The following is a 13,955-nucleotide window of genomic DNA, read 5'->3' on the forward strand; positions in this document are numbered from 1 at the left end:
TTAATGTATGCCCCGGAACAGGCGGTTCCAGCGGATCTTATTAAAAAACGTGGCGGTGCTGTCAATACTCATCCAGGTAAACAAAGCTTTGCCTACTACGTGATCTTCGGGCACAAAACCCCAGAAACGTGAATCTTCCGAGTTATGGCGGTTATCGCCCATCATAAAGTAATAGTTCATTTTAAAGGTGTAAGTATCGGCTTTCTTTCCATCAATAAATATGTCCGAGCCTTTAACTTCTACCTTATTATTTTCATAGATTTCGATAGCGCGACCGTATACGGGGAAGGTAAGGCTATCCAGCTTCACAGTCCATCCTTTTTTAGGGATGATAACTGGACCATAGTTATCTACGTTCCAGGTAAAATGAGGAAACTTAGGGGTGATTTTATATCTCGGATATTTAACAGGATATACCGGGTTCAGTGGATCATCAAACCCTCTGGCTGATATGGCCGGAGTTACCGACTTCACATTTGAATAGGTTTTTAATGTTGCTGCCGATGCTTTAGACATTAATGCCTTGTAACGCGTTGGCGAACTTTCCGTGATCTCTATTTTTAATTCATTCAATATCGCAGGGTTAAATTCCTCGCCGTTGGTATCGATAAAATACGCCTCTTTGCCGTTTGCGGGGTTAGCTGCCGCTTTGCCGTTAATATAAACCTGCCCGTTAACCACACTTAGCGTATCGCCCGGCGTGCCCTGGCATCTTTTAATCAAATTTTCACGTTTATCAACCGGGCGGAAATAAGGCGAATCTGCCTCTATCGGGGCGTTAAACACTACTATATCCTGTTTTTTGATATCGCTTAAACCAGGCAAACGGTAGTACGGTAACTTTACCCCATCCCAATAGGCCTTAGTGCCAAATGGAGTGGTATGGTGCATAAACGGGAAAGATACCGGCGTGATTGGCATACGAGCCCCGTAGTTTACCTTACTTACAAAAAGGTAATCGCCTATCAGCAATGAGTTTTCCATCGAACCGCTGGGAATTACGTAAGCTTCAATAAACAGGGTGCGGATAAGGGTGGCGGCTATTACAGCAAAAATAATGGCATCTCCCCATTCGCGAAGCGTGCTCTTTTTCTTTTTTACCTGGTTTGTATCTTTCTTTTTCCAGAATTTCCAATTCATAATCTTGATGTGCGGGTTTCAGCTATGCAAATGTGCAGATTTTTTGATGTTTATATTTCATGTATAAGATACATGTTACACGTTAAATGTTACGTTCCTTAAAGTTAATTTGATCGCGGTTAAACATCATTATCTGCAAATCCGGGCAGGTAACTTTATTTGCTTGCTATTGGCAAAATGTGCTGGTATTAACGGCAAAGCGGGCCTATAATGATATAAACACCTATAGCCGCTATTCCTCATTCGTGTTAAAAGTAATTAACTATTAAAATCAAACATGGCCTCTACCGAATAGAAACCTTTTTTATCATGCAGCCACTCAGCCGCCAATACAGCGCCCAGGGCAAAGCCGTTGCGGTTATGCGCGGTATGCTTAAACTCGATGCTATCCACCTCCGAATCGTAGATAACCGTGTGCGTACCCGGAACGCTGTCAATCCTTAACGATTCGATCAGTAACTGATTGGGCGTAACATCTGCGTCATCTTCCTGATCATCGGTGGTTAATACGTTTACCCACTCGCTTTTGCTGTCGGTGTTGTTGATAATCCCTTCAGCGATAGTAATAGCCGTACCGCTTGGCGAATCGAGCTTTTGGGTATGATGAATTTCTTCAACCTGTACCTCGTAATAAGGATAGCGGTTCATCACTTTAGCAAGCAGTTTATTAACATGAAAAAACACGTTAACGCCCACGCTGAAGTTCGAGGCGTATAAAAGTGAGCTGCCGCTCTCTTCGCACAGTTGTTTTACCTCTTTAAGGTTTTCATACCAGCCGGTGGTACCAACCACCACGGGTACGCCTGCGTTAAAGCAATGCTTAATATTATCCAATACCGATGCAGGCGTGGTAAATTCAATCACAACATCGGCTTTCTGAAGATTTTCGGGAGTGAGATCATGAAGCGTTTCATGATCTATGGTCAGTACAATTTCGTGCTTGCGGCTCAGGGCTATCTTTTCGATGATCTTACCCATTTTTCCGTAGCCAAGTAACGCTATTTTCATTTCGGTTATCTGGTTTTCCTTAATTAAAACGTAAAGGTAACTTTTAAACCCGGAATATAGCTATTATTAAGTCCCTGTGCATATACCGGCTGGTTAATTAATCCGGGCGCTACTTTAAACGACAGGTTGTTATCAACCGTGTACGAGTGGATGAACTTGGCATCGATATAGGCATCAATAATCTGGATACCCCAAACGCCTAAAAAGCCCAAAATGCTCAGGTCGCGGTTACGGCGGGCATTCTCACGTGCGTCGTTCAGGTTGGCATCGGGCACTACGCCCTGAAAAGCAAGGTATTCCTCGTAGTAAGGGTCGCCAGGTTTAGCCACTACTCCTGCACGGTACCTTGAAATAGTAAGATACTCTTTATAATAATGCTGGTTATCAACAATATTTTTGGCAAACAAGCCTAAACCAACGTAAATAGCAGGCATTTTCCACCACCAGCCGGTACGGTTATACCATTGCCCCCAGCCCGGTAGCATTAACGAGCGCATCACCGCCTTATGGGGGCTGTGCAAACTATCCGGGTGGTATATTTTCTCCTTAGCGGGATCGATACGCGGCGCGAATGATCCCACCTGCTTTCCGGATGCCTTCGTTTTTACTTTTTGGATAGTATCCGCCTTTTTTACCGCCGAGGTATCAACCTGGGCGTTGGCCGCAAAAGCTAAAAAAGTGAATACCCCTAAAAATAACAGATATTTATACATTATTGATAATAGCTTTACCAGTCAAGCATCTCCAGGATGCGACCGAGATCATCTTCCGAAAGGAAGGGGATTTCGATAACGCCGCTACCCCGGCTGCCCACTTTCAGTTTTACCCTTGTGCTGAATTTTGAAGCCAGGTCGTCCTGGATCTTCTGCAACTGGTACGATACCGGCTCGGGCTGCTTACCCTCTTTTTTTACCGGCGCTTTTTGCATCTCCCTTACCAGTTCTTCAGCTTTACGAACGGATAAACCTTCTTTAATAATATGCTGATGTATAAATATTTGTTTGGCAGGATCTGTAAGTGTTAAAATAGCCTTGGCGTGGCCCATAGTAAGCTCCCCATCGCGGATTGAGGCCTGTATAACAGGCGGCAGCCTTAACAAGCGGAGATAGTTGGTAACCGTCGACCGGTTTTTGCTCACCCTGTCGCCCAGTTCTTCCTGCTTCAGGTTACATTCCTCAATCATCCGCTGAAAACTGAGGGCTACCTCAATGGCATTCAGGTTTTCGCGCTGAATGTTTTCAATCAGGGCCATTTCCAGCATCTGCTGGTCGTTGGCAGTGCGTACATACGCCGGTACCTGGGTTAAACCCGCCAGTTTGGAAGCCCGGAAGCGGCGCTCGCCCGAAATCAGCTGGTATTTGTGCGCGCTTAATTTACGCAGGGTTATCGGCTGGATCAGCCCTTGCAGGCGGATCGAGTCGGCCAGTTCAGCCAACGCCTGCTCGTCAAAATCGGTGCGGGGTTGAAACGGGTTTACTTCAATTTCCTCCAGTTTTATTTCGTTTACCGAACCAAGCTGGTTTACCTCGGCAGGGCTTGCCGTTTCCCTGTTTTTGTTTTGGTATGGTTGTACGTTAGGCGTATCATTCAACAGCGCGCTCAGTCCCTTGCCCAGGGCATTTCTCTTTTCACCACTCATTTGTTATACTGTTGCTGCTGTAGTTTCGGGCTCGTCTTTAACCAAACCGTTTTTTGCTAAAATTTCGCGTGCCAGGTTCAAATAATTTACCGCGCCTTTACAGGTTGCATCGTGCATAATTACCGATACGCCAAAGCTTGGCGCTTCGCTCAGGCGGGTATTACGTTGTATGATGGTATCAAAAACCATATCTTCAAAGTGGGTACGCACCTCGTCAACAACCTGGTTGCTCAGGCGTAAACGCACATCGTACATAGTAAGCAGGATGCCTTCAATCTGCAATTGCGGGTTTAAGCGCGATTGCACAATTTTAATGGTGTTTAATAATTTACCCAATCCTTCCAACGCGAAGTATTCGCATTGTACCGGTACAATCACCGAATCGGCAGCTGTTAAAGCGTTGATGGTGATCAAACCTAATGACGGAGAGCAGTCAATGATGATAAAATCGTACTCGTCGCGTACTTTATCAAACACCTGCTTCATTTTATATTCGCGGCCGCTCAGGTTAATCATCTCAATTTCGGCACCTACCAGGTCGATATGGGCCGGCAACAAATCAAGATTAGGGGTATCCGTTTTCTGAATGGCCTCATGAGGGTCAACCTCATTGATAATACACTCGTAAATGCTGTTTTTTATATTGCGGGGATCAAAACCGATACCCGATGTAGAATTAGCCTGTGGGTCGGCGTCAACCAATAAGGTTTTATAATCTAATACAGCTAAGCTTGCAGCCAGGTTTATAGATGATGTAGTTTTTCCTACGCCACCTTTCTGGTTAGCCAACGCAATAATTTTACTCATTCTATAGTTTAAAAAAATTTATATTACTGTGATTTATAACAACGAAAAATAGGAACAGAAATTTCTACTTTCGTAAAGTTTTTTATCCGGTGATAAAGATACGGAATTAAATAATGCAGAATTCCACAGGTTTTGCCTATTTACAAACATAATTATTGAATTGGCAGGTTATTGGTTTAAGGCTTGGCTCAGGCTATGATATATATCATACCAAAGGCAAATTACTCAATAATAACCTATTATCAAATAAAAACACCTTGTTTGGCAAGTTTAATTATCAATTTTTTAACATATCAATGATCACGATCATATCCTCAACTAACCGCCCCGGAAGCTCAACGCTTAAACTGGCTAAAATTTATCAGCAAAAGCTTAAAGAGAAAGGAGTTGAGGCCGGGATACTATCATTAGCGCAATTACCTGACAATATCATTGTAAGCGACTTGTACAACAAACGCAGCCCTGAGTTTGAACCTATCCAGCAAATAGTAAGCAATACCGATAAGTTTATATTCCTCATCCCCGAGTACAACGGCAGCTTTCCGGGTGTGCTGAAAGTTTTTATTGATGCCTGCAACTTTCCCGAAAGCTTTTATGATAAAAAGGCCGCACTGGTGGGCTTATCAAGCGGCAAGTATGGCAACATTCGCGGGGTTGATCATTTTACCGGCGTTTGCCATTACCTGCACCTCAATATCATGGCGCTTAAAATACATATAGCCGCCATTAACAAAGAGTTTGATGAAGATGGCAACCTGTTTAAATCCGATACCATCAAATTTGTAAATGAGCAGATAGATAAGATCATTTCATTTTAAGGATAACGGTAATATTTTGCTTCGCCCCCGGTAAACGAGTATTTACCGCGCTATGAAAACCCAGCCCGAACGGATGGGGTTCCCGTCCTTCAAATCGATTGTGTAGTAATAAGTTCCGGAGGGCAGTACATACCCGTGGTAGCCGCCATTCCACGCCTTGCTATAGCCGATACTGCTAAAAACTTCCTGCCCGTTGCGGTTAAAAACCTTCACCACGCATTGCGGATAGGTTTCCAGCGCCTCTATATTCCAGGTATCGTTGGTACCATCGCCGTTAGGGGTAAATACTGTTGGAATAATTATCTTTTTAAAAACTTTCACAAAAACATCGGCCATGGCAGTACCGCAACCCAATGCCGATGAAGCGTGCAGTGTGTAAGTGATATCATTAGTTGGGCTCGCGACCGGATTAAGCCTGGTTGGGTCATCCAATCCATCAGCAGGTGTCCATAAATAAGTATCGGCGTCTGTGGCTGTGGCATCGAGCACAGTTGATTTCCCCTCAAAAATCTTCTTCACCGGTGTAACAGTCACCATTGGCGTAGCCTTTACGGTTACTGTCACCTCGTTAAAGCTGCTGCAGCCATGATCATCGGTTACCGTTACCTTATAGGTAGTAGTTTGAGCAGGCGACACCGTTGGATTAGCAACCGCTGCGTCCGACAGCCCGTCGGCGGGCACCCAGCTGTATGTTTTTAAATTTGGGGGGCCTGCTACGCTTAAAACAGTTGAGGAACCGGCACAAATAGCCCGCGTACCGGTAATACTGAAAACAGGCTTTTGATTAACGCTGATATTTACTGTATTTGAAAGAGAAGAACAGCCTGCCACCGAAGTTATTTTAACCTGGTAAGCGCCGGCATCCTGCGCCGAAGCATGTTGAATAGTTAAATTCTGCTGATTTTTATTGTCGCCGGTAACCCCCGGACCGGTCCACTCATAAGTAGCGCCGCCACTGGCATTTATTGTAAAAGGCTCACCCTCGCATGCCGAAACAGGCTGGATCACCGGGTTTACCGGATTATCATTTACCACTACTGTAAGCGGACTGGAGTAAGTACGACAATTAGCCGATGAAATATTATTTCCGGCAGCCGCGGCTATCCGGTATTGATAATTCCCAGCCGGAGCATTTGCCGGAAGCACCAGGTTGTATGTTAATTGCGTTTCGCCCGCTATATCAACCCATGACACACCGTTATCCGTACTTTTCTGCCATTGGTATTTCGGATTTATATAATCGGGGCCTACCTGCGCAATTAGGTTATAGCTGTTTAAAGTGCCCGCGCATGCGCTTTGCGGCGCGTTGCTATTGATATTGCTAAAACCCGATAAAATAAGCGGACCGCAGGCCCTGAATTCGATATCATCAAGTAACAGATCATTGCCAATGCCGCCCGGCGATTTATTGGTCATTACAAGTGTTATAGCAGTATTGCCCGATGGAGTTCTGAAAGGCATGCTGTAACGCCGCCAATCATCTGCATTTACACTTTCGGGGATATCACCGGTATCATACGTAAAAGTTGTGCCATCAGCCTGGGTTATCGAAAAAACAATATCCGGGCGGGAAATGCCCGGACCAGCATGCGCCTGAAAAATAAGATTCAAAATATAAGCAGAAAACTCATACTTTGTATCGGGACACAGTACTCCATCAGGTATATTATAAGTAAAAAATTTACTCGGTAAGTCAGATGCATTAACAAGCATCATATAACCATTGGGATCACCCGTATGATCATGATCAACCTCTTGCCAGCCCTCGGGATGGCAATTATTGCTCCCATTTCTTACGTTGGTATGGTTTAGTATAGTATATTGCCCATCTTCAGGGCAATCTTGTACATAACCAAAATCCGTAAATGCTGTTCCCAAAGCCGGCCCGTATGTGTTACTGCCTGCGCCAAAGGTATATTTTAACACCGGATCACCTAAACTACCGTTGCAAACCACAGACTGCGCTCCTGCATTAACAAAAGCAAAAACGGCCATAAACAGCAAAATTATCTTAGAGGTACTTGAACGCATTGATCACGGGGTTATTCACCGGCCATCAAAAATATATTTTTTTGCTTACGATATTGCCTAAAAGCAACCTAATCATCAATATATTACACTTTTAAAAACAATTAAATATTGCCAAACAAGCAATCCGCTCAAAAGTTAACTATTAGTATATAATCCCCGCCATAATGATAAATAAAATTGCCGTATACTTTCCGGTTGCCTGTATTATGCTCGTGGCCTGCAGGCAAAAACCGCATGCCAATTATAACCGGTATCACACGGTGGTAAACCAAAGCAGGCAGGAAATTAAACTTCCTGCACCTTATGAAACTAAAGCTGTAAAAAACTTTTGCCAGGTAATTGGCTGGCCAAAAGGGAAGACGCCGGTTGCCCCCGCCGGGTTTTCAGTAAGCCTCTATGCGGATGAACTGGACAACCCGCGCAATATTTATGTGGCAGCCAACGGGGATGTTTTTGTAGCACAGGCAAACACCGAGCTAAGCGGTTTAAAGAAAATAGGGGCAGATATTATCGGGGCAGGCCAATCGCAGCATTACGGCAAAAGCGCCAATAACATCCTGCTTTTCAAAGACACCAACGGTGATGGCCACCCCGATTCAAAAACGGTTTTTCTGAGCGGTCTGAACCAACCTTACGGGATGCTGATACTGGGTAACTGGCTTTACGTGGCCAACACCGATGGTTTATGGCGTTACCCATACCAAACGGGCTATTCAAAAGCCGCCCCGGGTGTCAAAATATTCAGTTTACCGGCAGGTGGGTACAATAACCACTGGACACGCAACCTGCGCGCCAACGCCGATGGAACTAAAATATATATTTCGGTTGGATCGGGCAGTAATGTGGCAGAACATGGCATGGAGCATGAGAAGCGCAGGGCCGACATCCTTGAAATTAATCCCGACGGCAGCGGCGAGCGTGTTTACGCTTCAGGACTGCGCAATCCGGCAGGGATTGACATACAGCCGGGCACGGGCATTTTATACGCTTCGGTAAATGAACGGGATGACCTTGGCGATCATCTTGTTCCTGATTACCTGACCAGTGTAAAGGATGGTGGTTTTTATGGCTGGCCCTGGGCATACTTCGGGCAACACGAAGATCCGGTGGTGAAACAAAAAGATCCTAACCCTTCAATGATCAAAAAATCTATTATGCCTGATGTAGCCCTCGGGGCGCATACGGCTTCGTTAGGGTTAGCGTTTTATACCGGCACCGGCTTTCCGCAAACATACCGCAACGGCGCTTTTATAGGCCAGCACGGATCATGGAACAGCTCGAAGCTGGTTGGTTACAAAGTAGTTTTTGTGCCTTTTACCGGCCATAAGCCAACCGGCCAGGTAACCGATTTTTTAACAGGCTTTATTGCAGATAGCGCCCGAAAAGAAGTTTACGGGCGGCCAGTCGGCGTTGCAGTAGCTAATGACGGTTCTCTGCTGGTAGCAGATGACGCAGGTAACAAAATATGGCGGGTTAAGGCGCTCTGAATGTTTTGTAAGGGAGAAATTTTAACGGATTTTAAAAAACATATTGCTGCTTTATGTCCGTAATGCCAGGATTATTACATACACGGGAACCACTTTGTAAGTATAAACACCTACTTTTGATGGTTATCCCTTGAACACCGTCTATGTTAAAACCTACGATATTAACCATTGCAACAATAGCTATAGCCGCGATGGTTAGCGCGCAGCAAAAACCTCAACTTAAAAATGATACCACCAGGCTGCAGCCGGTTATAGTAAAAGGTTACCTGGGCGAGCAACCCGTAATTAACGTACCGGCATCAGTGAGCGTACTTGGGGCGGCGCAGCTCCGCATCCAGCCAGACCAATCGTTTGTAAACGCGCTCAATACCGTGCCGGGGGTACGCACGGAAGAACGCTCACCTGGCAGCTACCGCCTGTCATTAAGGGGAAGCTTGCTGCGCTCGCCTTTTGGCGTAAGGGATGTTAAAATTTATTTTGATGATATCCCCTTAACCGATGCCGGCGGCAACAGCTACCTGAACGCCATTGATATTGCAGCCATACAAAAAGTAGAGATACTGAAAGGCCCGGACGGCAGTTTGTTCGGGGCCAACTCGGGCGGGGTGGTGATCCTAAGTCCGCTAAACAGGTATAATGACAGTACTTTTATTTCGGCCGGACTTAGCGGCGGCTCGTACGGTTTATTTCACGAAAAAACCAATGCCCAGCTTAAAACTGCCGGTAATACGTTTAACATTAACCAAAGCTACCAAACCTATCACGGCTACAGGCAAAACAGCGATACCCACCGCAATTACCTGCAACTGGCGGATAGCTGGAACTACAGCGGCAAAAATACGCTGAAAGCCTTGGGCATATTTTCCGACCTTGCTTATCAAACTCCCGGCGGCCTTAACCTGGCCCAATACAATACCAATCCGCAACTGGCGCGCCAGCCAACCGCAACCTTGCCCGGCGCTATTCAGCAGCACATCGGCATCACCACTAAGATGTACCTCGGCGGTTTAACAAACGAGTATCATTTTAACAACAACATCCGCAATGTACTTGCTGTTTTTGGTAACCGTGTTGATTTTGCCAACCCCTTTATCACCAATTATGAGCAGCGCAGCGAAAACACCTATGGCTTCAGAACCTATTTTGAATTTGCAGGCAACAAAAACACCAACCTCGACTGGAAAATAGACCTTGGCATCGAGTGGCAGCAAACCAACTCGCACATAGCCAACTATGGCAACAGGCAGGGCGTAAAGGATACCACTCAAACTATTGATGATATTCACACCAACCAGCATTTTGTATTTGCGCGTTATGCTGCCGATATTTATAAACACCTGCATATGGAGGCCGCGGTAAGCTTAAATAACTACGGATACGATTTTAAAAATATCTATCCCCTCGCGCAAAATGATTTTACCAACCGTAATTTCAGCGCGCAACTGATGCCGAGACTTGCACTTTCGTACCAGTTTATTAACGCTTTAGCCTGGCGGGCCAGTATGAGCCGCGGCTACTCGAGCCCCACTACCGCCGAGGTAAGGCCTACTGATAACATTGTTAACACCAACTTGCAGGCCCAGTACGGGTGGAACTATGAAACAGGTTTTCGCCTGCGCAACAGCGATGAAACGTTGTTGCTGGATGCTTCTGTTTACTATTACCGGCTGGATAACGCCATAGTGCGCCGCCTTAATGCCGATGAAACAGAACATTACATTAACGCCGGCGGCACCAACCAGTTAGGTACCGAGGCATCGCTTTATTACTGGGTGATCCGGCCAAACAGGTATTCGTTTATCCGCGGATTGCAGTTAAACGAATCTTTTACCTACAGCCATTTCAGGTTCAGGGATTATATAGTTACCAATGCCAACTATTCGGGCAACAGGCTTACTGGTATACCTAAAAATGTTTTTGTAACCAGTGTACAGATCAGGTTCCCCGAAAACATGGCGCTGTTTGTTCAGCATAACTTTACCTCCAGAATCCCGCTTAATGATGCGTCTACCGTTTACGCGAACCGATACAACCTGTTACAGGCAAGACTGAGTTATCAACCACTTATTGGGCGCAAAGCCCGCCTGGAACTATTTGCTGCCGCGGATAACCTGCTGAATGAAAAATACAGCCTGGGTAATGATCTAAACGCGGTTGGCAACAGGTATTACAATGCTGCTCCATTGAGGAATTATTCGGCGGGGATGAACTTCAGGTACTGACTGGTTCATAGTTGATGGTTCATGGATCATAGTTAAAGCAAGCAAATTGTCAGCGCAACCGGGGGCTGCCTCTAAACTCTTTCTACAGACTAACATACTGTGGTTTACGAATAAGTACGTCTAATAAAAAAGGCCTTGTGTTTTGCTGAGCAAAGCACAAAGCCTTTTAGTTTGCAAACTGCAAACCAAATTACAGATTCAGGTTATTTCCTCCCTCGGCAATATTCCCTCCCCTGCCCTTCGCATCAAAAGAGCGGAACTTAATAACACCGCCGTTGTAATTAACAGGCCCGGTATAAACCTTACTTCCGGCATCCGGATCTTTGCCGTTGGTGGTATAACGGATAGTTAAGCCCGGAAACTCTACGTTGCTCAGGTATTTGCCATCCTGCTGGCTGATACCCGGTTTGGGTACGCGGTAATCATAACCGCCATTATAATAACTTAAACGGGGCAGCTCGCGTTTACCTAAAACATTGAGAAAATTAGCCCAGGCGGCATCATATAACTGTTTGCTTTTTATCGGATCCTTTTCCGTTGCCCAGGCAGGGTCGGGTGCCCATGCCCTTTCGGCCAGGCCCAGTAAACGGGGGAAGATCATGTATTCCATCCGTTCTGGGCTTTTTACCGTTTCGGTCCATAGTGCCCCCTGCAGGCCGACTATATTGCTTTTGCCATAGTCGGTAAGGCGTTGTTTACCAATAAAAATGTTGCGGTTTATAGGGTTGCCCTGTTTATCCACATCGGCATTTTTAAAATAATCGTATGGTATAAAAGAGTAAAATTTATCAATCCCCAAAAATGCACCCCAATAATAACCAGGCTCATCGAATGATTTGTAGTTAGCCATATCAAAGTATAGGTTGGTAACACAGGTTAACACTACTTTATAACCGGCATTGGCTAAACGGTATGCCAGGTCTTCCTGTCCGCCACCCAAAACGTTATTCCAAACATCAACCTGTAAATGCTCTTTCGTAAAATCCGGATTGGGGACGTAAGCAGGCTGGCCATCAAGGGTAGTTTTGCGCAGGGCCATCTCTTCCCAGCCCGAAAGCAGGATCCCTTTTTTCTTCAGTATATCGTTAACACGGCCGTAAAAATAATACCACAAATCGTTGGTGCTTTGTATTTCGGGGTGACCGGCCTTCAAAGCCAGGTAGGCAGGCGATTTTTCCCAAACGTTGGCGGGAACCTCATCACCACCGAAATGAATGGTTGGCAATGGTGCGCCTGCTTCTTTATAGGTTCCGATCAGATCGTTAACTACGATTTCGATAAAATTATAGGTTGAAGGCAGCGATACGTCAATCACGTTATCATTCCAGTATTGTACCGAGCGGTAATCTGATTTATCGTTCAAATCATACAGCAAATTTTTTTCTGCTTCATTTTTTCTACCTTCGGCCATTAAACGATCGTAACGGGCATTCATCGCTTTGATAGAGGCGCGGGCATGGCCTGGGGTTTCAATCTCGGGCACTACGGTAATATGGCGGTCATTAGCATATTTCAAAATTTCGATATACTCGGCTTTGGTATAATAACCGCTGCCTGCAGCATTGATAATATCTGGTCCGGAGCCATGAGAGGGCGGCAAATAATGTTTGCTGTCCAGCGTATGGCCGCGCTTCGCGCCTACCGAAGTAAGCTCAGGCAGGGAGGGTATCTCTATTCTCCAACCTTCATCATCTGTTAAATGCAGGTGCAGTACATTTAATTTATACAGGCTCATGGCCTCCAGTAATTTTAAAACCTCTTTTTTAGGTTGGAAATTACGCGCTACGTCCAGCATTACCGCGCGATGCGCAAAACGCGGCGCATCGGCAATTTCAACACAAGGGATTTGTACATTAGCGGGTGCCTTTGCCCAGGCACTTGCAGGCACCATGCTTTTAAACGATTGAATGCCGTAAAACATTCCGGTATTGGTAGAAGCACGGATCACTACATCAGCAGGTTTCACACTTATTTCGTAAGCTTCATCGCCTAAACCGGCTTTATACTGAAGCGAAATCGCTTTATCCGAATACCGGTCAGAACCTTTTTTGCCCAAAATTGTGAGAACGAAATTATTTAAAAGTGATGCTTCTTTATTAAAGCGTTGATCTGTAGCTAAAACATGAATGTTTGAAGCGAAAGTAAAATTCCCGGTGCCTATAATATAGCTCGCAGGTGTAGGGAAAACTTTTATCAGTTGATTGGCCGGGATATCGGCTACGGTTTTATTCCTGTCGTAAATTATTTCGGGGGTGATGAGGCCTTGGTATGTAGGTTTAAATGGCGTAATGTCGTACGCCCCGAACGAATAACCTTTTTCGGGCTGTGCATCCCAAACTAAATAGGGCCCCTCGGGTGCATCAGAAATATTCACCACCGGGTCATCACATACAAATTCTATGCGGGCGCTTGCGCCGGGTTTCAGATCTTTAAAACCAGGGGTTGGCGTGATGCTGTACAAATCGCCGTTCACCTGCTCAATAACCGCATTATTGCTCACCGCGTTTTTGGTAAAGCCCCGGCCCGAGTTAAAATAGATTTTCCACCCCCCGGCGGGTAAAACTTCATGACTTTTATTGGTTATAACCAGGGCTGTTAAAGCCTGGTTTTTATTCTGATAGTTATTATCAACCACCTGCCAGTTGATGAACAGATCGGCAATATCAGGTTTTTTATCGTCAGTAAATTTAAAACCGCTGCATACAAAAACAGCGGCGATTAACATCATCGTAAAAAGTTTGTTCATAATTGATTACTGTGCCTGGAGATAGCAGACAGGTAAATATAATTACTTTTTAAATTA

10 protein-coding genes are annotated in these 13,955 nt (G+C 45.3%); 3 read left to right on the forward strand and 7 right to left on the reverse strand.

What is annotated here, in order from left to right:
• The 5 genes from lepB to LX99_RS20365 all read right to left on the reverse strand — a co-directional run bounded on the left by lepB (position 1) and on the right by LX99_RS20365 (position 4,594).
• Complete coding sequence (lepB, locus tag LX99_RS20345; protein ID WP_109609498.1) at positions 1-1,140, reverse strand: signal peptidase I; 1,140 nt, start codon at positions 1,138-1,140, stop codon at positions 1-3.
• Positions 1,141-1,398: 258 nt separating this feature from the next.
• A complete protein-coding gene (dapB, locus tag LX99_RS20350) occupies positions 1,399-2,148 on the reverse strand; it encodes a 4-hydroxy-tetrahydrodipicolinate reductase (RefSeq protein ID WP_109609499.1) in 750 nt (249 codons plus the stop codon).
• A gap of 23 nt (positions 2,149-2,171) precedes the next feature.
• Positions 2,172-2,861, reverse strand: coding sequence for a DUF5683 domain-containing protein (locus tag LX99_RS20355; protein ID WP_109609500.1), 690 nt, complete (start codon positions 2,859-2,861; stop codon positions 2,172-2,174).
• A 14-nt stretch (positions 2,862-2,875) separates the two neighbouring features.
• Positions 2,876-3,787: a ParB/RepB/Spo0J family partition protein gene (locus LX99_RS20360; protein ID WP_022830754.1), complete on the reverse strand. Its 912-nt coding sequence runs from the start codon at positions 3,785-3,787 to the stop codon at positions 2,876-2,878.
• Positions 3,788-3,790: 3 nt separating this feature from the next.
• Positions 3,791-4,594: a ParA family protein gene (locus LX99_RS20365; RefSeq protein WP_022830753.1), complete on the reverse strand. Its 804-nt coding sequence runs from the start codon at positions 4,592-4,594 to the stop codon at positions 3,791-3,793.
• Positions 4,595-4,890: 296 nt separating this feature from the next.
• Here LX99_RS20365 and LX99_RS20370 point away from each other — a divergent pair, with 296 nt between their 5' ends.
• Complete coding sequence (locus LX99_RS20370; RefSeq protein ID WP_109609577.1) at positions 4,891-5,412, forward strand: NADPH-dependent FMN reductase; 522 nt, start codon at positions 4,891-4,893, stop codon at positions 5,410-5,412.
• A 42-nt stretch (positions 5,413-5,454) separates the two neighbouring features.
• On the opposite strand, the gene LX99_RS20375 is transcribed toward LX99_RS20370, so the two are convergent.
• A complete protein-coding gene (locus LX99_RS20375; protein ID WP_170122753.1) occupies positions 5,455-7,407 on the reverse strand; it encodes a gliding motility-associated C-terminal domain-containing protein in 1,953 nt (650 codons plus the stop codon).
• A gap of 200 nt (positions 7,408-7,607) precedes the next feature.
• Between LX99_RS20375 and LX99_RS20380 the strand changes: the two genes are divergently transcribed.
• On the forward strand, positions 7,608-8,930 hold the full coding sequence (locus LX99_RS20380) for a PQQ-dependent sugar dehydrogenase (protein ID WP_109609502.1): 1,323 nt from the start codon (positions 7,608-7,610) through the stop codon (positions 8,928-8,930).
• 143 nt (positions 8,931-9,073) lie between these two features.
• Positions 9,074-11,152: a TonB-dependent receptor gene (locus LX99_RS20385; protein ID WP_211319063.1), complete on the forward strand. Its 2,079-nt coding sequence runs from the start codon at positions 9,074-9,076 to the stop codon at positions 11,150-11,152.
• Between the two features lie 190 nt (positions 11,153-11,342).
• Here LX99_RS20385 and LX99_RS20390 read toward each other — a convergent pair whose 3' ends face one another.
• On the reverse strand, positions 11,343-13,898 hold the full coding sequence (locus LX99_RS20390) for a family 20 glycosylhydrolase (protein WP_109609503.1): 2,556 nt from the start codon (positions 13,896-13,898) through the stop codon (positions 11,343-11,345).
• Between the last annotated feature and the right edge of the window lie 57 nt (positions 13,899-13,955).

This window comes from Mucilaginibacter oryzae, assembly GCF_003148845.1.
Classification (GTDB): domain Bacteria; phylum Bacteroidota; class Bacteroidia; order Sphingobacteriales; family Sphingobacteriaceae; genus Mucilaginibacter; species Mucilaginibacter oryzae.

Excerpts from the sequence above, each read along its gene's own strand:
- lepB (WP_109609498.1), bottom strand. The coding sequence starts at position 1,140 with ATGAATTGGAAATTCTGGAAAAAGAAAGATACAAACCAGGTAAAAAAG.
- dapB (WP_109609499.1), bottom strand. The coding sequence starts at position 2,148 with ATGAAAATAGCGTTACTTGGCTACGGAAAAATGGGTAAGATCATCGAA.
- LX99_RS20355 (WP_109609500.1), bottom strand. The coding sequence starts at position 2,861 with ATGTATAAATATCTGTTATTTTTAGGGGTATTCACTTTTTTAGCTTTT.
- LX99_RS20360 (WP_022830754.1), bottom strand. The coding sequence starts at position 3,787 with ATGAGTGGTGAAAAGAGAAATGCCCTGGGCAAGGGACTGAGCGCGCTG.
- LX99_RS20365 (WP_022830753.1), bottom strand. The coding sequence starts at position 4,594 with ATGAGTAAAATTATTGCGTTGGCTAACCAGAAAGGTGGCGTAGGAAAA.
- LX99_RS20370 (WP_109609577.1), top strand. The coding sequence starts at position 4,891 with ATGATCACGATCATATCCTCAACTAACCGCCCCGGAAGCTCAACGCTT.
- LX99_RS20375 (WP_170122753.1), bottom strand. The coding sequence starts at position 7,407 with ATGGCCGTTTTTGCTTTTGTTAATGCAGGAGCGCAGTCTGTGGTTTGC.
- LX99_RS20380 (WP_109609502.1), top strand. The coding sequence starts at position 7,608 with ATGATAAATAAAATTGCCGTATACTTTCCGGTTGCCTGTATTATGCTC.
- LX99_RS20385 (WP_211319063.1), top strand. The coding sequence starts at position 9,074 with ATGTTAAAACCTACGATATTAACCATTGCAACAATAGCTATAGCCGCG.
- LX99_RS20390 (WP_109609503.1), bottom strand. The coding sequence starts at position 13,898 with ATGAACAAACTTTTTACGATGATGTTAATCGCCGCTGTTTTTGTATGC.